At 69.5% G+C, this 20264-nt stretch carries 11 protein-coding genes; 6 read left to right on the top strand and 5 right to left on the bottom strand.

The genetic code is table 11. From position 1 onward, the window contains the following. Positions 1 to 21: 21 nt before the first annotated feature. Complete coding sequence (locus NNW99_RS24210) at positions 22 to 1506, bottom strand: sodium:solute symporter (RefSeq protein WP_215121221.1); 1485 nt, start codon at positions 1504 to 1506, stop codon at positions 22 to 24. A 144-nt stretch (positions 1507 to 1650) separates the two neighbouring features. Between NNW99_RS24210 and NNW99_RS24205 the strand changes: the two genes are divergently transcribed. Then, positions 1651 to 3270 carry a PucR family transcriptional regulator gene (locus NNW99_RS24205; RefSeq protein WP_215121220.1) on the top strand — a complete coding sequence of 540 codons (1620 nt, stop codon included), beginning with the start codon at positions 1651 to 1653 and terminating at the stop codon, positions 3268 to 3270. 93 nt (positions 3271 to 3363) lie between these two features. Further along, positions 3364 to 4152, top strand: coding sequence for a phosphatase (locus tag NNW99_RS24200; protein ID WP_215121219.1), 789 nt, complete (start codon positions 3364 to 3366; stop codon positions 4150 to 4152). Here NNW99_RS24200 and NNW99_RS24195 read toward each other — a convergent pair. The 3 genes from NNW99_RS24195 to NNW99_RS24185 all read right to left on the bottom strand — a co-directional run bounded on the left by NNW99_RS24195 (position 4149) and on the right by NNW99_RS24185 (position 6975). Then, a complete protein-coding gene (locus NNW99_RS24195; RefSeq protein WP_215121218.1) occupies positions 4149 to 5033 on the bottom strand; it encodes an acyl-CoA thioesterase II in 885 nt (294 codons plus the stop codon). The two genes, NNW99_RS24200 and NNW99_RS24195, sit on opposite strands and share 4 nt — an antisense overlap. Positions 5034 to 5068: 35 nt before the next feature. Beyond that, on the bottom strand, positions 5069 to 6226 hold the full coding sequence (locus NNW99_RS24190; RefSeq protein ID WP_215121217.1) for an acyl-CoA dehydrogenase family protein: 1158 nt from the start codon (positions 6224 to 6226) through the stop codon (positions 5069 to 5071). Between the two features lie 146 nt (positions 6227 to 6372). Further along, complete coding sequence (locus NNW99_RS24185) at positions 6373 to 6975, bottom strand: TetR/AcrR family transcriptional regulator (RefSeq protein ID WP_215121216.1); 603 nt, start codon at positions 6973 to 6975, stop codon at positions 6373 to 6375. 87 nt (positions 6976 to 7062) lie between these two features. Between NNW99_RS24185 and NNW99_RS24180 the strand changes: the two genes are divergently transcribed. From NNW99_RS24180 to NNW99_RS24165, 4 genes are read left to right on the top strand one after another with little or no spacing between them, the layout of a single operon-like run. Then, the gene (locus NNW99_RS24180) at positions 7063 to 8679 is read left to right on the top strand and encodes a carboxyl transferase domain-containing protein (protein WP_215121215.1); all 1617 of its coding nucleotides are present in this window, start codon (positions 7063 to 7065) and stop codon (positions 8677 to 8679) included. A gap of 14 nt (positions 8680 to 8693) precedes the next feature. Beyond that, positions 8694 to 10607: an acetyl/propionyl/methylcrotonyl-CoA carboxylase subunit alpha gene (locus NNW99_RS24175; RefSeq protein ID WP_215121214.1), complete on the top strand. Its 1914-nt coding sequence runs from the start codon at positions 8694 to 8696 to the stop codon at positions 10605 to 10607. Beyond that, positions 10607 to 11566, top strand: a complete 960-nt coding sequence (locus tag NNW99_RS24170) for a hydroxymethylglutaryl-CoA lyase (RefSeq protein WP_215121213.1) — start codon at positions 10607 to 10609, stop codon at positions 11564 to 11566. Before NNW99_RS24175 ends, NNW99_RS24170 begins: the two co-directional genes overlap by 1 nt. A gap of 5 nt (positions 11567 to 11571) precedes the next feature. Beyond that, the gene (locus tag NNW99_RS24165; protein WP_215121212.1) at positions 11572 to 12732 is read left to right on the top strand and encodes an acyl-CoA dehydrogenase family protein; all 1161 of its coding nucleotides are present in this window, start codon (positions 11572 to 11574) and stop codon (positions 12730 to 12732) included. Between the two features lie 595 nt (positions 12733 to 13327). Here the strand turns inward: NNW99_RS24165 and NNW99_RS24160 are convergent. Further along, positions 13328 to 20179 carry an RHS repeat-associated core domain-containing protein gene (locus NNW99_RS24160; RefSeq protein WP_215121211.1) on the bottom strand — a complete coding sequence of 2284 codons (6852 nt, stop codon included), beginning with the start codon at positions 20177 to 20179 and terminating at the stop codon, positions 13328 to 13330. Between the last annotated feature and the right edge of the window lie 85 nt (positions 20180 to 20264).

Below are 20264 nucleotides of genomic sequence, written 5' to 3'. Positions count from 1 at the left end.
TGTACTGCTTGCCTTATGACCTTACCGGGGAGTCGCGGCCGGTTCGGACGCGAGTTCGGACTCGGGTTCGGGTGCCCGTCCGGCGAGCCGCTCGCGCCAGGCGGCGAGGACGGCGGCGTCGGTGGCCGGGGTGGCGAAGGAGACGACCAGATAGGCGGCGAGGGAGGCGAGCAGACCGTAGTAGACGGGCTCGTTGGCGAGGATGCCGTAGGTCGCCATCAGGCCGACGACCGCGAGTCCGCCGACGACGACGGAGGCGAGTGCGCCGTGGACGGTGCCCCGCTTCCAGATCAGCCCGCCGAGGATCGGCACGAGCAGGCCGCCGACGAGGAGGTTGTAGGCGACGGTCAGTGCCTCCACGACGTTGTCGATGGCGATGGCCGTGCAGATGACCGCGAGCCCCATGATGAGGATGAAGGCGCGGTTGCCCTTCACCTCGTCGTGGTCGTCCGCGTTCTCGGCGTCCGGTGCCTTGACGATGCCCCTCAGCCGGGACCAGATGTCGTTGTTGGCGACGGTGGCGCAGGCGATCAGCGCGCCGGAGGATGTCGACATCACGGCGGCCAGGGCGGCGGCCAGCACCAGTCCTCGCACTCCGACGGGCAGTTCCTCCTTGACGATGGTCGCGAAGGCGTCGTCGGGGCTGGCGAGCTTCGGGTAGAGCACCTTGGCGGCGGTGCCGATGACGGCGCCGGCGAGGGCGTAGGCGAGGCAGTAGGTGCCGGCGACGGTGCCGCCCCACTTGGCGGTGGTGTCGCTGCGGGCGGTGAAGACGCGCTGCCAGATGTCCTGCCCGATGAGCATGCCGAAGGTGTAGATCAGCACGTAGGTGAAGATGGTCTCGCCGCCGATGCCGAGCGGGTCGAAGTACTCGGTGGGCAGCTTGGCCTTCATCTCGCTGAAGCCGCCGGCCTTCACCACGGCGATCGGCAGCAGCAGGAGCAGCACGCCGATGGTCTTCACGACGAACTGCACCATGTCGGTCAGGGTGATCGACCACATGCCGCCGAGGGTGGAGTACGCGACGACGATGGAGCCGCCGAGGACGATCGCGAGCGTGCGGTTCATGTCGAACAGGACGTCGAAGATCGTGGCGTAGGCGATGGTCGAGGTCACCGCGAGCATGAGGGTGTACGCCCACATGACGAGACCGGAGATCACTCCGGCCCGGCCGCCGTAGCGCAGGTCGAGCATCTCGGAGACGGTGTAGACCTTCAGCCGGGCGATGCGGGCGGAGAAGAAGACGGACAGGGCGAGCAGGCCGAGGCCGATGGTGAAGACCATCCAGGCGCCGGAGAGGCCGTACTGGTAGCCGAGGCCCACACCGCCGATGGTGGAGGCGCCGCCGAGGACGATGGCCGCCATGGTGCCGGAGTACATGGCGGGGCCGAGCCGGCGGCCCGCCACCAGGAACTCGCTCTTGGAGCGGGCGCGGCGCATGCCCCACCAGCCCATGGCCAGCATTCCGGCCAGGTAGACGACGATCACGAGGTAGTCGACGGCCATGGGGCCTCCTTCGCGCACGCACAGGGCGCAGGGCTCGGTCGCGGGGGACGAGGTTGACGAGCACTGACACTAGGTGGCCGGAAAGCGACTGCGAAGTGTACGTTTCATCTATTCGAGCGGCCTCGGCTGGAGGGAACGCACACCATGCCGGACCCGGTGGTCCCCCCGACACCTCCCGTCCTCCTCACGTCGCTCCTGGCCAGGGAGGACCTCTCGCTGCGCCGGATCGCCGGTCCGAAGGACGCCGGGACGGTCGTGCACTGGGTGCACACCTCGGAGATGGCGGACCCGTATCCGTATCTGCTGGGCGGGGAGCTGCTGCTCACGGCGGGCGTGCACATCCCGGAGGCGGCGGGCTCGGGGACCTACTTCGACGACTACGTCTCGCGGATCGTGGCGGCGGGCGGCGCGGCCCTCGGTTTCGGGGTGGCACCGGTGCACGACACGGTGCCGAGGGCGCTGGTCGCGGCCTGCGAGACCCACGGCCTGCCACTGCTGGAGGTGCCGCCCCAGACCACCTTCTCGGGCGTGGCCCGCGCGGTGTGGCAGCTGATGTCCCAGTCCCGTCTGGCCGAACTCCGCCGCGTCACCGAGGCCCAGCAGAGCCTCACCTCCGCCGCCTCCCGCCCCGACCCGGTCCCCTCGGTCCTCCGCCAGCTCGCCCAGCGGCTCGGCGGGTGGGCGGTGCTGTACGGGCCGGAGGGCGCGGAGATCGCCGGGGCGGGGCGGAGGCCCGGGGATGAGGTGCGCGAGGCGTTGGCGGGGCTGGCTGAGGTCGTACGGCCGGACCGCCCCACGCCTCCGGCGGGTGCGGCATCGCAGACCGGCTCCACACCGCGTGCGCACTCGACCAGGGCCCAGGCGGGTGAGCCCGAGGCGGCACCCTCCCGCTCGGCCCACGGCCCCGCCTCGCCGGCCGGCCGTCAGCCACCCACCGACCCCGGCCGCCCCTCCCCCACCTCCGCCACCGACACCGTCGCCGGCACGCACCTCGCCGCCTATGCGCTCGGTGCCGGGCACGGGTTCGTGCTCGGGGTCGCGACGCCGCAGCGGGCGCCGGGGGATCACACCGTCGTGTCCGTGGCGGCCGTGCTGCTCTCCCTGCTCACCGGCGAGCAGCAGAGCGGCACCGGTGCCGCTCGTTCGTCCGCGCTGGTGCGGCTGCTGCTGGGGTCGGCGCCCGAGGAGGTCGCGTCGCTCCTCGGGGGTGAGCGGTGGGTGGTCGTGCGGGCCCGGCGGGACGGGGAGGGCCGTGCGGACGCCGTCGCGGCCTCCGCGCTGGGCGCCGCGCTCGGTTCCGCCCTGGTCGACCCGGCGGGCGATGTCGTACGGGTCCTGGTCCCGGCCGACCGGGCACCGGCCCCGCTGCCCGGCTGGACCCTGGGCGTCAGCGCCGCCGTCGCCCCGCACGACTGGCCTGCCGCCGACACGCAGGCGGCCCGCGCCCTGGCCCGGGCCCGCGCCACCCGGATCCCGCTGCTGCGGCACGCCCCGCGCCCGGCCCTCGCCGACCTGGTGCCGCCCGACGAGGCGGCGGCCCACGCCCGTACCCTCCTCGCCCCCGTCACGGCGCACCCCGCGCTCACCGAGACGCTGCGCACCTGGCTGTCCCTGCACGGCAGTTGGGACCGCACGGCCGTCGCCCTGTCCGTGCACCGCAACACCGTGCGGCAGCGCATCACCCGCTGCGCGACCCTGCTGGAGACGGACCTGGAGGACCCGGACACACGGATGGAACTCTGGTTCGCGCTGCGGCACATCTGAGTAGGTGAGCGGGGCCCTTCTGAGTACGTGACGCACATCCCAGCGTGCGATACGCCAGGGACGCCCACAGGCGGCTGCTCCACAATGGTTGTCATGCCGATACCCGGGACACCCAGCCGCGCCGAACTCGTCGACCACCTCGTCAGGACGCGCATCGCGGGCGACGTCGCCACCCCCCGCGAGAACAACCTCTCCCACTACCGCAAGCTGGCGAACAACGACCGCCACTACTGGCTCGGCCTGGAACTCGGCGCCCGCTGGACCGACGAGCAGGACGTCCTCGCGGTGATGGCGGAACGGGTGGGTGTGAACGACGACCCGGAGCACCGGTACGGCCAGGACACGATCGACCCGGAGCTGACCGTCGCCGGTCTGGAGCGCATGGCCGGGCGGCTGCGGAAGGCGGCGGACGGGCAGCAGCGGGTGCTGTTCGCCACCGGCCATCCCGGCGGCCTGCTGGACGTGCACGGTGCGACCGCGGCGGCGCTGCGCGCGGCGGGCTGCGAGATCGTCGTCATCCCGGAGGGCCTGACGACCGAGGAGGGCTACGTCATGCAGTTCGCGAACGTGGCGGTGCTGGAGCACGGGGCCACCCTCTGGCACACCCACTCGGGCGAGCCGATGAAGGCGATCCTGACCGCCATGGAGCGTGAGGGCCGCCCGCTGCCCGACCTGGTCGTCGCGGACCACGGCTGGGCGGGGTACGCGGGACAGCACGGCGTCGACTCCGTCGGCTACGCCGACTGCAACGACCCGGCCCTGTTCATCGCCGAGGCCGAGGGCACCGTGCAGGTGACGGTGCCCCTCGACGACCACGTGGTCAGCCCCCGCCACTACGACCCGATGACGGCATACCTGCTGGCGGAGGCGGGCCTCGTCTAACCCTGGTCGCGCGGGACGCGGACCACGCCCTCCTGGATCACGGAGATGGCGAGGCGCCCGTCCTGCGTGTAGATACGGGCCTGTCCCAGTCCCCGGCCGCCGTACGCGGACGGGGACTCCTGGTCGTAGAGCAGCCACTCGTCGGCGCGGAACGGCCGGTGGAACCACATCGCGTGGTCCAGCGAGGCCCCGACCACGTCACCGACGGCCCAGCCGCCCCGCCCGTGCGCGAGCAGCACGGAGTCGAGCAGCGTCATGTCGGAGACGTAGGTGGCGAGGACGATGTGCAGCAGCGGCTCGTCGACCGCGCCGCCCAGTTTGCCGTTGGTGCGGAACCACACCTGTGAGTGCGGTTCGCGCGGCTCGCCGAATTTGCCGTAGGGCGGTTCCTCGACGTACCGCAGGTCGACGGCCGCCCGGGCCTCCGCGAACTTCTCCACGACGGCCGGGTCGATGTGGTCGTAGCCGCGCAGCCGTTCCTCGCCGGTGGGCAGCGTGGCGGGGTCGGGTGCGGCGGGCATCGGCTCCTGGTGGTCCAGCCCGTCCTCGTACGTCTGGAACGACGCCGAGAGGTGGAAGATCGGCTTGCCGTGCTGGACGGCGACCACGCGGCGGGTGGTGAAGGAGCGGCCGTCGCGGATCCGGTCGACGGTGTAGACGATGGGCGCGCCGGGATCCCCGGGGCGCAGGAAGTACGCGTGCAGGGAGTGCGCGGGCCGGTCCTCGGGGACCGTACGCCCGGCGGCGACGAGCGCCTGTGCCGCGACCTGCCCGCCGAAGACCCGGGGGACGACGGCGGACCGGGACCGGCCGCGGAAGATGTTCTCCTCGATCTGCTCGAGGTCGAGCAGATCGAGGAGATCCTGAAGTGCCTGGCTCATGAGATCTGTTGTACCGGCCGTTGACGACAGTCGGTTTACAGGCCCATGTCCTTCGCGATGATCGACTTCATGATCTCGCTGGTGCCGCCGTAGATGCGGTTGACGCGGTTGTCCGCGTACAGGCGGGCGATCGGGTACTCGTTCATGAAGCCGTAGCCGCCGTGCAGCTGGAGGCAGCGGTCGATGACGCGGTGGGCGACCTCGGTGCAGAAGAGCTTCGCGGAGGCGGCCTCGGCGGGGGTCAGCTCGCCGGCGTCCAGGGCCTCCAGCGTGCGGTCGGCGACGGCCTCGGCGGCGTCGACCTCGGCCTGGCAGGCGGCCAGCTCGAACTTGGTGTTCTGGAAGGAGGCGACGGACTTGCCGAAGACGGTGCGGTCCTGCACGTACTCCTTGGCGAACCGGACGGCGGCCTTGGCCTGCGCGTAGGCGCCGAAGGCGATGCCCCAGCGCTCGGAGGCCAGGTTGTGGCCGAGGTAGTAGAAGCCCTTGTTCTCCTCGCCGAGCAGGTCCTCGACCGGGACCTTCACGTCGACGAACGCCAGCTCGGCGGTGTCGGAGGTCTTCAGGCCGAGCTTGTCGAGCTTGCGGCCGACGGAGTAGCCCTCGGACTTGGTGTCCACGGCGAAGAGGGAGATGCCGTGGCGGCGGTCCTCGGCGCTGGGCGCGGCGGTGCGGGCGCAGACGATCACACGGTCGGCGTGGACGCCGCCGGTGATGAAGGTCTTGGCGCCGTTGAGGACGTAGTGCGTGCCGTCCTCGCTCAGCTTGGCGGTGGTCTTCATGCCCGCGAGGTCGGAGCCGGTGCCCGGCTCGGTCATCGCCAGCGCCCACATCTCCTCACCGGAGACGAACTTCGGCAGGAACCGCTTCTTCTGCTCGTCGGAGGCGAGCATCTTGATGTACGGCAGGCCGAGCAGCACGTGCACGCCGGAGCCGCCGAACTGGACGCCCGCGCGCGCGGTCTCCTCGTACATCACGGCTTCGAACTTGTACGAGTCGATGCCGGCGCCGCCGAACTCCTCGTCGACGCGGATGCCGAAGACGCCGAGCTCGGCGAGCTTGTAGTAGAAGTCGCGGGGCGCCTGGCCCGCCGCGAACCACTCGTCGTAGACCGGGACGACCTCGGCCTCGATGAAGGCGCGGATGGTCTCCCGGAACGCCTCGTGATCCTCGTTGAACACCGTACGGCGCACGCCGCCACCTCCACGGACCTCGGTATGTCTAAGCGCTTGCTCACCCCAAGATACCGGCGAGTATCAACCAGCGTCCAGGGTGGGGTTCGTAACGCTCGTCACGCCGACGGGAGCCTGGGCACGGGAGCCTGGGCAAGTGCGGGCCGCTACTCGCCGGCCGCCGCGAACGCCCCCCGCGCCATCCGGTGCAGCAGCTCCGCGACCGCCCCCCGCCCGGCCAGCGCCCCCGCCCTGCCCAGATGCGGCGTGGAGTTCAGCAGCCCGAACACCGAATGCACGGCCGATCGCGCGGCGGGCTCCGCAAGCCCCGGGTAGACCTCGCGGACCACGCCGACCCACAGCTCCACGTACTGCCGCTGCAGCTGCCGCACCATCTTGCGGTCGCTGTCCCGGAGGCGGTCCAGCTCCCGGTCGTGCAGGGTGATCAGTGGACGGTCGTCGAGCGCGAAGTCGATATGCCCCTCGATCAGCGAGTCGAGGACCACCCCGGCCCCCACACCCCCGTCCGCCTCCGCCTCCGACAACCGCCGCTTCGCCCCGGTCAGCAACCGCCCGCTGATCCCCACCAGCAGCTCCGCGAGCATCGCGTCCTTGCCCGCGAAATGCCGGTACAGACCGGGCCCGCTGATCCCCACCGCGGCGCCTATCTCGTCGACCCCGACCCCATGGAAGCCACGCTCGGCGAAGAGCCGGGCGGCCTCCTTGAGGATCTGCTCGCGGCGGGTGGGTGCGTCGGTCCTGGTTGCCATGAAAACAATTCTAGACAGGGAGGTTAGCGGTCGTTAACCTGAAGGAAATGCGTTAACGCTCATTAACAAGGTGAGGGGACCCGCAGGATGTACGAGGCACCGGAGCTCACGACCGCGGCGGACCCCGCGTCGGAGCCCTTTCGGGCCAACGAGGAGGCACACCGCACCCTCGTCGACGAGCTGCGCGCCAAGCTCGCCCGAGCGGCCCAGGGCGGCGGCGAGAAGTCCCGCGCCCGCCACACCGCGCGCGGCAAGCTGCTCCCCCGCGACCGCGTCGACACCCTCCTCGACGCGGGCTCACCCTTCCTGGAGCTGGCCCCGCTCGCGGCCGACGGGATGTACGAGGACCAGGCCCCGGCCGCCGGTGTCATCGCCGGCATCGGCCGGGTCAGCGGCCGCGAGACCGTGATCATCGCCAACGACGCCACCGTCAAGGGCGGCACGTATTACCCGATGACGGTCAAGAAGCACCTCCGCGCCCAGGAGGTCGCCCTCGACAACCGCCTCCCCTGTGTCTACCTCGTGGACTCCGGCGGCGCCTTCCTCCCCATGCAGGACGAGGTCTTCCCCGACCGCGACCACTTCGGCCGGATCTTCTACAACCAGGCCCGTATGTCCGGCGCCGGCATCCCCCAGATCGCCGCCGTCCTCGGCTCCTGCACGGCCGGCGGGGCGTACGTCCCGGCGATGAGCGACGAGGCGGTGATCGTCCGCGAGCAGGGCACGATCTTCCTCGGCGGCCCGCCCCTGGTGAAGGCGGCCACCGGCGAGGTCGTCACCGCGGAGGAGCTGGGCGGCGGCGAGGTCCACTCCCGCGTCTCGGGCGTCACCGACCACCTCGCGGAGAACGACGCGCACGCCCTGCGCATCGTCCGCACCATCGTCTCCACGCTCCCCGCGCGCGGGACGCTCCCCTGGGAGGTCACGCAGGCGACGGAACCCAAGGTCGACCCCCAGAGCCTCTACGGCGCGGTCCCGGTCGACTCGCGCACGCCCTACGACGTGCGCGAGATCATCGCCCGGGTCGTCGACGGCTCCCGGTTCGCCGAGTTCAAGTCCGAGTTCGGCCAGACCCTGGTCACCGGCTTCGCCCGGATCCACGGCCACCCGGTGGGCATCGTCGCCAACAACGGCATCCTGTTCTCCGAGTCCGCCCAGAAGGGCGCCCACTTCATCGAGCTGTGCGACCAGCGCGGCATCCCCCTGGTCTTCCTCCAGAACATCTCCGGCTTCATGGTCGGCAAGGACTACGAGGCGGGCGGCATCGCCAAGCACGGCGCCAAGATGGTCACGGCGGTGGCCTGCACCCGCGTGCCGAAGCTGACGGTCGTGGTGGGCGGCTCCTACGGCGCGGGCAACTACTCGATGTGCGGCAGGGCGTACTCCCCCCGCTTCCTGTGGATGTGGCCGAACGCCAAGATCTCCGTCATGGGCGGCGAGCAGGCCGCCTCGGTCCTCGCGACCGTCAAGCGCGACCAGCTGGAGGCGCGCGGCGAGTCCTGGCCGGCGGCGGACGAGGACGCCTTCAAGGCCCCGATCCGCGCCCAGTACGAGCGGCAGGGCAGCGCCTACTACGCGTCGGCCCGCCTCTGGGACGACGGTGTGATCGACCCGCTGGACACCCGTCAGGTCCTGGGACTGGCCCTGACCGCGTGCGCCAACGCGCCCCTGGGTGACCCCCAGTTCGGCGTCTTCCGGATGTGAGGGGACGGACGACGATGTTCGAGACAGTGCTTGTGGCCAACCGGGGCGAGATCGCCGTACGCGTCATCCGTACGCTGCGGTCGATGGGCGTGCGCTCGGTGGCCGTCTTCTCCGACGCGGACGCCGACGCCCGGCATGTCCGCGAGGCGGACACGGCGGTGCGGATCGGCCCGGCCCCGGCGTCGGAGAGCTATCTGTCGGCGGAGCGCCTGCTGGAGGCCGCCGCCCGCACCGGCGCCCAGGCGGTCCACCCCGGCTACGGCTTCCTCGCCGAGAACGCCGCCTTCGCGCGGGCGTGCACCGAGGCGGGCCTGGTCTTCATCGGCCCTCCGGCGGACGCGATCTCCCTCATGGGCGACAAGATCCGCGCCAAGGAGACCGTCATGGCCGCCGGGGTCCCCGTGGTTCCCGGTGGACGCGACCCGGACCTGGCCGAGGCAGCCCGTGAGCTGGGCGCGCCCGTGCTGCTGAAGCCGAGCGCGGGCGGCGGCGGCAAGGGCATGCGCCTGGTGCGGGACCTGACCCGGCTGGAGGAGGAGATCGCCTCGGCCCGCCGCGAGGCCCGCGCCTCCTTCGGCGACGACACGCTCCTGGTGGAGCGCTGGATCGACCGCCCCCGGCACATCGAGATCCAGGTCCTGGCCGACGGACACGGCAATGTCGTGCACCTGGGCGAGCGCGAGTGCTCCCTCCAGCGCCGCCACCAGAAGATCATCGAGGAGGCGCCGAGCGTCCTCCTCGACGAGGGGACGCGTGCCGCGATGGGCGAGGCGGCGGTCCAGGCGGCCCGCTCCTGCGGCTACCGGGGCGCGGGCACGGTGGAGTTCATCGTCAACGGCGGCGACCCGTCCTCGTACTACTTCATGGAGATGAACACCCGTCTCCAGGTGGAACACCCGGTCACGGAGCTGATCACCGGCCTGGACCTGGTCGAGTGGCAGCTGCGGGTGGCGGCCGGCGAGCCTCTCGGTTTCGCCCAGGAGGACGTGACCCTGACCGGTCACGCGGTGGAGGCCCGTATCTGCGCCGAGGACCCGGCCCGCGGCTTCCTCCCCTCCGGCGGCACGGTCCTGCGCCTGCGCGAACCGCAGGGCGACGGCATCCGCACCGACTCGGGCCTCACCGAGGGCACGGAGGTCGGCAGCCTCTACGACCCGATGCTCTCCAAGGTCATCGCCTACGGCCCCGACCGCGCGACCGCCCTGCGCAAGCTCCGCTCGGCCCTGGCGGAGACGGTGACGCTCGGCGTGCAGACGAACGCCGGATTCCTGCGCCGCCTGCTCGCCCACCCGGCGGTCATCGCGGGCGACCTGGACACGGGCCTGGTCGAGCGCGAGGTCGAGGGGCTGATCCCCACGGACGTACCGGAGGAGGTCTACGAGGCGGCGGCGGCCGTACGCCTGGAGGCGCTGACGCCCGAACCCGGCGGGTGGACGGACCCGTTCTCGGTCCCGTCGGGCTGGCGTCTGGGCCGCAGGCCGAAGCCGCCGTCCTTCCATCTGAGGGTGCAGGAGGAGCTGGAGCACACCCCGCGCGGCACCGCCGCGGTCACCGGCGACCATGTCTCGGTCACCCTGGACGGCGTCCGCCACGCCTTCCACCGTGCCGCCGACTGGCTCGGCCGCGACGGCGACGCCTGGCACGTGCGCGACCACGACCCGGTGGCGGCGTCGCTCAGCCGCGCGGCCCACGCGGGCGCCGACTCCCTCACCGCGCCCATGCCCGGCACGGTGACGGTGGTGAAGGTCGCCGTCGGCGACGAGGTGACGGCGGGCCAGAGCCTGCTGGTCGTGGAGGCGATGAAGATGGAGCACGTCATCTCCGCCCCGCACGCCGGGAAGGTCACGGAGCTGGACGTGGCGCCGGGCTCGACGGTCGCCATGGACCAGGTCCTGGCGGTCATCGCACCCCACGAGGAGGCGGAGTGATGACGGCCCACGGTCTCCCGATGACGGTCCCCGCCGAGGACCTCCCCTCCCGCGTCCGCATCCACGAGGTGGGCGCCCGCGACGGCCTGCAGAACGAGAAGGCGACGGTCCCGACGGAGATCAAGGCGGAGTTCATCCACCGCCTGGCCGACGCGGGCCTGTCGACGATCGAGGCGACGAGCTTCGTCCACCCCAAGTGGGTGCCCCAACTGGCGGACGCGGAAGCGCTGTTCCCTCTGCTCGGCGATCTCGACGCCGCCCTCCCGGTCCTGGTCCCGAACGAACGCGGCCTGGACCGCGCCCTGGCCCTCGGAGCCCGCCGGATCGCGGTCTTCGCCAGCGCCACGGAGTCCTTCGCCAAGGCCAACCTCAACCGCACGGTGGACGAGGCCCTGGCGATGTTCGACCCCGTCGTCACCCGCGCCAAGACGGAGGGGGCCCAGGTCAGGGGCTACCTCTCCATGTGCTTCGGCGACCCCTGGGAGGGCGCGGTCCCGATCCCCCAGGTGGTGAAGGTCTGCAAGGCCCTGACGGACATGGGCTGCGACGAGCTGAGCCTGGGCGACACCATCGGCGTCGCGACCCCCGGCCATGTGGTCGCGCTCCTCGCGGCGCTGGACGAGGCGGGCATCCCGCCCACCGCCCTCGCCGTCCACTTCCACGACACCTACGGCCAGGCCCTCTCCAACACCCTCGCGGCGCTCCAGCAGGGCGTGACGACCATCGACGCCTCGGCGGGGGGCCTCGGCGGCTGCCCGTACGCGAAGTCGGCGACCGGCAATCTCGCCACCGAAGACCTCGTGTGGATGCTGCGGGGCCTCGGCATCGACACCGGAATCGACCTCGGCCGCCTCGTCGCCACGAGCGCGTGGATGGCCACCCACCTGGGCCGACCCAGCCCGTCCCGCACCGTCCGAGCCCTGTCCCACGAGGACTTCGTGGACCCCGAGGAGCACTGATCACGATGGATTACCGACTCTCCCCCGAGCTGGAGGAACTCCGCCGCACGGTAGAGGAGTTCGCGCACGAGGTGGTGGCGCCCAAGATCGGCGACTTCTACGAGCGGCACGAGTTCCCGTACGAGATCGTCCGCGAGATGGGCCGCATGGGCCTGTTCGGCCTGCCGTTCCCCGAGGAGTACGGCGGCATGGGCGGCGACTACCTCGCGCTGGGCGTGGCCCTGGAGGAACTGGCGAGGGTCGACTCCTCCGTCGCCATCACGCTCGAAGCCGGAGTCTCGCTGGGCGCGATGCCGGTCTTCCGCTACGGCACGGAAGCCCAGAAGCGAGAGTGGCTCCCCCGCCTGTGCTCGGGCGAACTCCTGGGCGCGTTCGGCCTGACGGAGCCGGACGGCGGCAGCGACGCGGGCGCGACCCGGACGACGGCCCGCCTGGACTCCTCCACGAACGAGTGGGTGATCAACGGCACCAAGTGCTTCATCACCAACTCGGGCACGGACATCACGGGCCTGGTGACGGTCACGGCGGTCACCGGCCGCTCCCCGGACGGCAAGCCGCACATCTCCTCGATCATCGTCCCGTCGGGCACCCCCGGCTTCACGGTCGCCGCCCCCTACTCCAAGGTCGGCTGGAACGCCTCGGACACCCGCGAGCTGTCCTTCTCGGACGTCCGCGTCCCGGCCGCCAACCTCCTGGGCGAGGAGGGCCGCGGCTACGCCCAGTTCCTCCGCATCCTCGACGAGGGCCGCATCGCGATCGCCGCCCTGGCGACGGGCCTGGCGCAGGGCTGCGTGGACGAGTCCGTCAAGTACGCCAAGGAGCGCCACGCCTTCGGCAAGCCCATCGCCGCCAACCAGGCCATCCAGTTCAAGATCGCCGACATGGAGATGAAGGCCCACACGGCCCGCCTCGCCTGGCGCGACGCGGCAGCCCGCCTGGTGGCCGGCGACCCCTTCAAAAAGGAAGCGGCCCTCGCGAAGCTCCACTCGTCGACCGTAGCCGTGGACAACGCCCGCGAGGCCACCCAGATCCACGGCGGCTACGGCTTCATGAACGAGTACCCGGTCGCCCGCATGTGGCGCGACTCCAAGATCCTGGAGATCGGCGAGGGCACGAGCGAGGTACAGCGGATGCTGATCGCGCGGGAGTTGGGGTTGGTTGGCTGACACCAGCCGGTTGGCGTCAACTACTGCCGTCACCCCATGCAGAAGCCCCGTCAGGACACACCTGACGGGGCCTCAACTTTGCAGTTCGGAATGGCGCGGGAAGGTCGGCATCCCCTAGGGGAACTACACCCTCACGCCGCATGCGAGAAAACTGGGCGAGACCCCTGAATATAGCCTCGCCCGTTCCTGCGAGCGTCAAGAAGCTACTTACCTTCTCCCCTCAGCAAGATCTGAACCTTTGACGGAAACTGCGGATCATCCACCATTACCGAACAAATCACAGACCCACGGAATCCCGTGAATTGCATTCGGGCGTATTCGTTCGGGTCGTGCAATACGAGCCACCCGGACGGGCATGGGAGTGTCACCTCAAAGAGGTTCGCAGGGAGCACCGCAGACGGATCCGACTTCCATACCTCGCATTCGACAGGACCATCGACACTGGCCTGAACGCCGAAGATGAGTGAACTGCCCTCTCGATACCAGCTGCTCGACACCGGGTCCCAGTCGCTGACGTCATCGTCACTTCCCGCATCCCGCAAGATCAGGCATCCGTGCTCGATTTTTGCCAGGAATGCAACCACAGGGCTATTAGCTACCATTCCTTCTTGCTCTTTCCTTGTGAAAGTTGTGAGACGACCCCACCCTGCCTCCTAGCGCAAGGCAGGCAGTGAGGATACGCCGTCTGAGGAGATCCGGGATCGACGAGACTAGACGGCGGCTGATGATCTGGAATCCAGTCCCCGTCCTTGGTGCCGGGGGTCGTGGCATCGCAAGTGTGACAGCCGTGCTTATTTCCGGATTCATTGATCAGATCTCGAACGCCATCTGCTTCAATGTCACCGTTCTCCAGACCTACTCCCTCTCGGGCATTCGGGCCAGCGCCCAGCGTCAGATCGCACTTCTGACCTGGCGTTGCATTGTGAGCGAGAACCGGCGTCTCGCCCGCCAGCACATAGTACGTGTGCAAGTCGCTGACGGTGAGGTTGTGAACCGTGGCCGAACCGGCGGTCCACCGCTCCACGGAAGTGACCTGGACACGCATCCCCGCGCCGGTCAGTAGCCCTTCCCCCGCCTTCAGATCAGTGGCGTCGACCCACTCCCTCAGCGCAGGCACCCAGAACGGGTGACCATCGGTCGCCGTGACCGAAGCCGTCTTCGCGCCCCTCTTGCCGTCGACGTCCACCGTGATCTCGACGAGGTGTTTGAGGCCCTTGCCCTTGATCTCGGCTGTGACCGTCTCGACCTTGGTCTCGCCCGTCTTCGGGTCGGTCGCCAAGACCTTGTCGCCGATGTCGACGTCCTTGATCTTCTTGGCGGAACCGTCGGCCATCAACACCTTGGTATCGGGCGTGAAGCTGTTGCAGCCCACGGCCTCCGTCGCCTCGTCGGCCGCCTTGCCGCTCTTGCGCCAGTCCTGGAAGCTGTCCCACAATCTGCGGCTCAGGCCCCCGATCCGTTTGATCAGGGCCCAGGCCTTGTCCATCTTGTTCCAGTACTTCGCGGCCAGCCGTGCCAGCGGTCCGCCGGCCACGAGTGACGACACCACGTTGAGTGCCGTGGCCCCGCAGGAGCCCAACGCCCCCGTGGTGAAGCAGTCGAGCGCATCGGTGATGCCCAGCTCGTCCGCGACTATCGTCGCCAGTTCCTTGGCGACGGCGACCGTCCGCTGCTTGGCAGCGTCCGCCCTGGCCTGCTGCTGACGCGCCCGGTGCTGGGCCGGCGCCTCCTTCGGCTTCTTGACGCCGTAGTAGGTGTAGTAGGTGTCCGTCGCCTTGACATCCCACCCGCCGTTGCGTTCCGGGGTGCAGGTGATCCCGACGTGAATGCAGTCGTCGGGCTTCAGGCCGCTCGGGTCGGAGAAGGTGACCGGATTGTTGTTGCTGTACGAGTAGCCGTTGATCTGCTGCGGGTCGGTGTGGTCGATGATCGGGTCCGCCGATATGAAGCGGCCCGTGTCGGAGTCGTACTCGCGTGCCCCGAGCGTGGTCAGGCCCGTGGACGCCTGCACTGTGCCGCCCACGAATCCCTTGTCGTTGACCCAGCCCGGTGATGACGCCGACGACTTGGACTCGTCACGGGCGTTTCCGAACGGGTCCGTGCGGCGGCGCGTCGTCTCGCCGGTCTTCGCGTTGACCGCCAGTTGCGCCGTGCCCTGGTGGTCCGACGCCAGGTAGTGGACGCCGCCCGCTTCCCGCATGGCGATCCGCATGCCGCCGAACGAGTAGTAGCGGGTCGCCGTCACTTTGGACGTGGACTTGTCCAGGTGCAGTTCCATACCCGGCAGGTAGAACGTCTTCTCACCGGAGGTGTCCCTGAGGATCCGCTCGCCCGCAGCGTTGTACGTGTACCGCGTCACCGTGCCGTCGGCGTTCGTGACCTTCGTGAGCTCGCCCTGCTTGTCCCAGTCCAGGGACTGGGTGTCACCGTTCAGGACTCGTGTCTTCGTGTTTCCGGACACGTCGTACGTATAGGTGTCCTGAGAAGTGACCGCGGGCGTGGTGCTCGTGGCCGCCTTCTTCTCCACGACCGACGACACCGTGTGCGGACCGGAATCCGTGCCGTTCGGGCCGGACTTCTCCCCGTAGGCATAGGTCCGCGTGGAGGTCGGCGCGCCGTTCAGGCCGTGCCGGACCTCCCTCTTGCGGTTGCCGATCGCGTCATAGGCGTACTCCGTCCAGTACGGGGACACCCCTCCGACCGTCGAGGACGACGCCCCGGCCGTGCAGGCCGCGTCCGCGCTGCCCGTGCCCTTGGCTCCGTTCGATGTCACCGACGAGGTCCACGCGTCGGTGAGACGGCGCAGGCCGTCGTATCCGAAGCACTGCACGTCGCTCGGGCCGCTGCCGGGCGTGTCCGCGATCGAGAGGACATCCCCGACAGCGTTGTACGTGAAGTCCGCGTCGTAGGCGGCGCTGGACGCGCCCTCCACCCTGACGCTCGTGTTGATCAGGCGATGCGTCCCGACCTCGAACGTGTTGTTGAGCAGCGTCTTCTTCGCGGCCGACTCGCCGGTGAACAGTTCCACCTGCTCCAGGTCCGAGGTCGGCGAGTACGACACGCTGGTGACGTAACTGAGTCCGCCCAGCGAGGAGTTGAGCCCTGTCGCCCGCTGCAGCCCGTCGTAGGTGTGGCCGAGGGCCTCGGCGGGCAGACCGCCCGCCGCGGGCAGGCCCTCGCCCTTCAGTGTCCCGTCGTCGTTGTACTGTGCGGTGAACTCGTACGTCCCGCCCAGCTGCGGCTCGGCCGTCTTCGACAGGAAGTACTTCGTCGAGACCGGCTGGTAGTCGTTGTCGGCGTCGAGGGTCGGATAGGTGACCGACGAGTGGATCGCGTTGTCCTTGTAGGAGTAAACGCCGTACAACTCGCCCTTGGCGACGGAGTCGTACGTCGACATAGACAGCTTGGTACCGGTCTCCGGCTCCCCCTGCCAGGTGGAGACGGCCCTGCCCAGCTCGTCGTACTTGGTCGACGTCTTGTCACCGTTGACCGTCACCGACGTCTGACGGTCCAGGGCGTCGTAGGTGAACTCCGACGTGCCGGTGTCAGGGTCGACAGCCTTCTTCTTGCGGCCCAGTTGGTCGTATGTGTACGTCCAGGCGTTTCCGGCGTCGTCCGTCACCTTCTGGAGCTGGCCGGCCGGGGTGTAGCCGTAGGACGTGGTGACCGCGTCACCGTCCTCGGGGTACTGGATCTGATGGGTGGTGCGCTCGCGGGCGTCCTTCACGACCGTGGTCTTCGTGCCGCCTGTCGGCGGAGTCGTGGTGACGCGGTCGCCACCGTGGGCGTACGACGTGCGGTGCTTCTCCTCGCCCTGCACATTGAAGACGGAGGCGGTGACCCTGCCGGCCCCGTCGTACTCCGTCACCGTCTGCCCGGTGAGGTCGGCGTTGACCGGCTCGAAGAGCTTCGAGGACGGGGCGCCCGCAGCGTAGTAGGTGTTGTTGACCTCTACCACGCGGTTGGAACCGTCGTAGAGGGTGTCGGCGACCATTCGGCCGCCACCTGGCCCCTCTGTCTGCTCCTGCCGGGGCCGCAGCAGGCCGTCGTACAGCGTCCATTCGCTGCCGTACGACTTGCCGTCCTCCTCAATCTTCTGTGTGTGCACGGCGGTCGCGTCGTCGCCCGCGCGGACCAGGTACTCGTACTTGATCGACGGACTCAGACCGATGCGGTCGGGGAGCCGGACCGAGGTCAGGCGGCCCAGCCCGTCGTACGCCAGCTCGGTGCGCCGCTTGTTCTGGTCGACCTTGGCAGTCGGCACACCCCACTGCGGTGCGTACTCCGTGGTGGCCGTCCAGCCCGCCCTGTTGGTCACCACCGACTTGGTGGCCAGGCCGTACGTCTCCGTGTACGCGGTCGACGTGGTGTACGCCGTCGAGGACGAGGCCGTCTCCGCGTCCTTCACCACGAGCGGACGGCCGAAGTCGTCGTACGTCGTCACGGCGGTCGTCCGGTACGTCGCCGTCTGGCCGCTGTGCGACTCCAGCCGCTTGGTCGTGGTCACATCCCCCCTGACCGGCGCGGCGCCCAGCGTGGTGGAGCCGTCGTAGAACGACAGGTCGTCGGAGATGACCTGCGTGCTGCGATCGGGCGCCACGGCGCACTCGACGGCGACCTTCTCCACGCGCGAGACGTACGCGTACATGTGCCGGCTCTCGCTGTCCGCGTACTCGGTGCGGACGCACTGGTTGTCGGCGACACCGACCTCGCCATAGTCATCGACTTGGCGGATCCGGCCGGTCACCGGGTCGTACGAGGTGGTCGCCCGGGTGCGCCGCCAACCACCGGTGGCGAGGGCCACATAGGTGTCGGTCGAACCGTTCGCCGTGTAGCGCGCTCTGCGGGTGCCCCAGCTCTCTGCATCGGTCGCCGTCACCACGGTCCACGGCACCATCACCGACTTCTCGGTGACCTGGGAGCCGTCGTAGGTGATGGTTTCGAGTTCCTGGCCGGCCTTCCAGTCCGTGTCCTCGTACGAAACTCCGTTGGAGTCGGTCACCGATGCCGAGCGGGCGGTGCCGCCGGCATTCACATCACCGTCCAGGCCGCGGAAGAAGACGTGCTCGGTCTTGGTGTTGGAGGCCGAGTTGGTGCCCTTCGATGTGACGACGCGCACCTTGCCGTAGCCACGCCAGTCGCCCCACGTGCGGTACTCCGCCTTGCTGATGCCGTCGGCCCTGCTCTTGCGCCAGCCGGCGTCACCGACATAGGTGTAGGAGGTGATCTGGTCGGGGTTGCCACCGGTGAGGTCGGTCTCGGTCACGGACTCGACCACGTACTTGTGGAACCAGTCGAGGATGGGATCCTCCTCGCCCGGCGGGTTCCACTTCACCGGGAAGCAGCGCCTCTTGGAGGCGTCCTCGGCCGGCAGGTCGGCAGGAGTGCACTCGGCGGGAGCGTAGGCGACGCTGAGCGCGCCGCCTGTCTCGTTCTCCACGCCCGACAGGCGGTAGCGGTGGAAGGGCTGAATGTTGTCGCCGGGCTTGTCGACGCGGTTGGGGAACTGCTTGCCGTACAGCTTGACGGACGGGAGGGACGCATCGGTGCCGGCCTTGCCGGTGTGGTCGATGCGGTCGAGCCACAGGGCCTTGGAGCCGTCACCGTTGTCGGTCAGCAGGTGGGTGAGACTCCACTCGTCGACCGGGCTGTACTGGGAGTCGCCGGTACGAATCTGAGTGGTGATCTTCGTCAGCTTCTTGCGGGTCCAGAAGGTAGGCGAGTTCTGACCCACGCACTTGGTGCTCGCCTTGCAGTTCTGATCCCAGGGCACGTCCGGCCATCTGGCGGCCGTGGCGTCCGTGAGATCTCCGGGCTCGCAGTCGGTCAGCGCGCCGAGACAGCGTTCCCCGGTGGTGAAGACGACCTGGGCCGCAGGCTTGGTCGAGTACGCCTTGTTCTCGCGCTGGCCGTAGTCGATGCGCTTGAGGTACCCACCACGGACGTACGGCTTGCCGTTCTCGCCCGTCTTCAGGCCCTGGGTGTAGTGGTTCATCTCCTTGCCGTAGAAGAACGACATGGCGTTGCCGTGCGGGTCGATGACGTGGTCGAGATTCCAGCGCCAGGCCTGATCGCAGTGTGCGTCGGCGAACGTCGCCTTGTAGCAGGGCTCCTTGAGATCGTCGCCGTAGACGGGGACCGTCCAGGTGGAGTCGGTCTCCTCGTTGCCGCTGCTGTATCCGGGCAGCCGGTTGCGGCCGAAGAAGTACTGCGTGCCGTCGGTGGTCGTCAGCTTCCAGTACTCGCCGTTGTTGTCACCGTTGGTGGTACCGGTCAGCTTCTCGATCTTGGAGTTGTCGTCGTTGCTGAGCCGCCATCTGTCCTTCTCGTCGTCCATGATGATCTCGCCGGACGAGCCGCCGGCCAGGACGAGTGTGGCGTTGTCGTACGCCCAGCACTGGTCGCCATAGGTGTCGTCGTGGCCGTCGTCGGCGCAGGGCTTGTAACGGCGCTCGATGTGGCCGGGCTCGTAGGAAAAGCCCTGCCCGACCCACGAGCCCTGGTTGTTGGTCGTGGCCGTCTGGCCGTCGATCGACTGGGAGTTGTAGCCCAGGCCGACACTGGGTCGCAGGCCACCGGGTACGGGCGGCGTGGTCAGCGGATAGGTCCAGGTGAAGGCGCCGGACCGAGTGTCGACGCCCCACTCGGACGAAGAGGAGAGGCCGGTGGCCTTGTAGTCCCCGCCGTCACCACCGCCGCTCGCAGTGGCGGCAAGGACGGTGGCGGAGGCGGCATTCGACCGGGCCTGGTGGAGTTGAGGGGCCGGGCCGGAAGCGTCTCCGGCGGCACTCACCGTCGCCGTCAGCGTTTCCGCCACCGCGTTGTTGGAGCTCTTCAGCTGCGTCGGTGTCGAGCAGCCCTTCTCTTCCGGCGTCGTCAGCACGCATGCCGGATACTGGACGAGGCGCAGCCTGGAGCCGTAGCTGCCGCCGTATGCGCCGGCGAAGTCCGAGTAGTCCAGGGTGACCTGAGCGCTGCCCTTGGCGGCCTCACCGTCGGAGCGGGCCACGGTGAACAGGACGCCGTCGACGCCGGCCGCCTGAGCCACCTTCCGGCCGAGCACCTCGACGCGTATGGACTCTGCGGCCTTCTTGCCTCCGGCCGCCTTCGCCCGCACCGGCAGCCCAGCGGCCTTGACGGCCTTGCCGGACAGCTCGACCCCGGCACTGCCCGCCGCAGGCCAGCGCACGTCGTCGGCCTGACGGACCGCCGCTTTCTCAGCCTGGTCGGTCTTCTTGAAGGCCTTGGGCTCTGCGGTCCTGCCACGGACCGGATCGTCCAGGTTCGTCTGCGCCTTGGGCCACTTCATGCCCTCATCGGCGGCGGCTTCGGGTGCGTACTGCGGAAGCAAGCCTGTCGACAACGCCAGGCCGAGCAGCACCGCCGCACCACGACGGCCGCTGCGCCAGGCCGGTCTGCGCGACCGGAACCATGGGGGCGAGGACATGACATCTCCATGAGGTATCGGGGGGAGTAAGAGCGCAGGGGCCGGTGGTGCGGACGCCATACTGCGCCGCCCGCACCACGGGATG

The sequence above is a fragment of the Streptomyces sp. CRCS-T-1 genome, assembly GCF_024442335.1.
GTDB classification, from domain to species: Bacteria; Actinomycetota; Actinomycetes; order Streptomycetales; family Streptomycetaceae; genus Streptomyces; species Streptomyces koelreuteriae.
The sequence above is the reverse complement of the archived record's forward strand: the minus strand, read 5'-3'. Positions and strand labels throughout refer to the sequence as shown.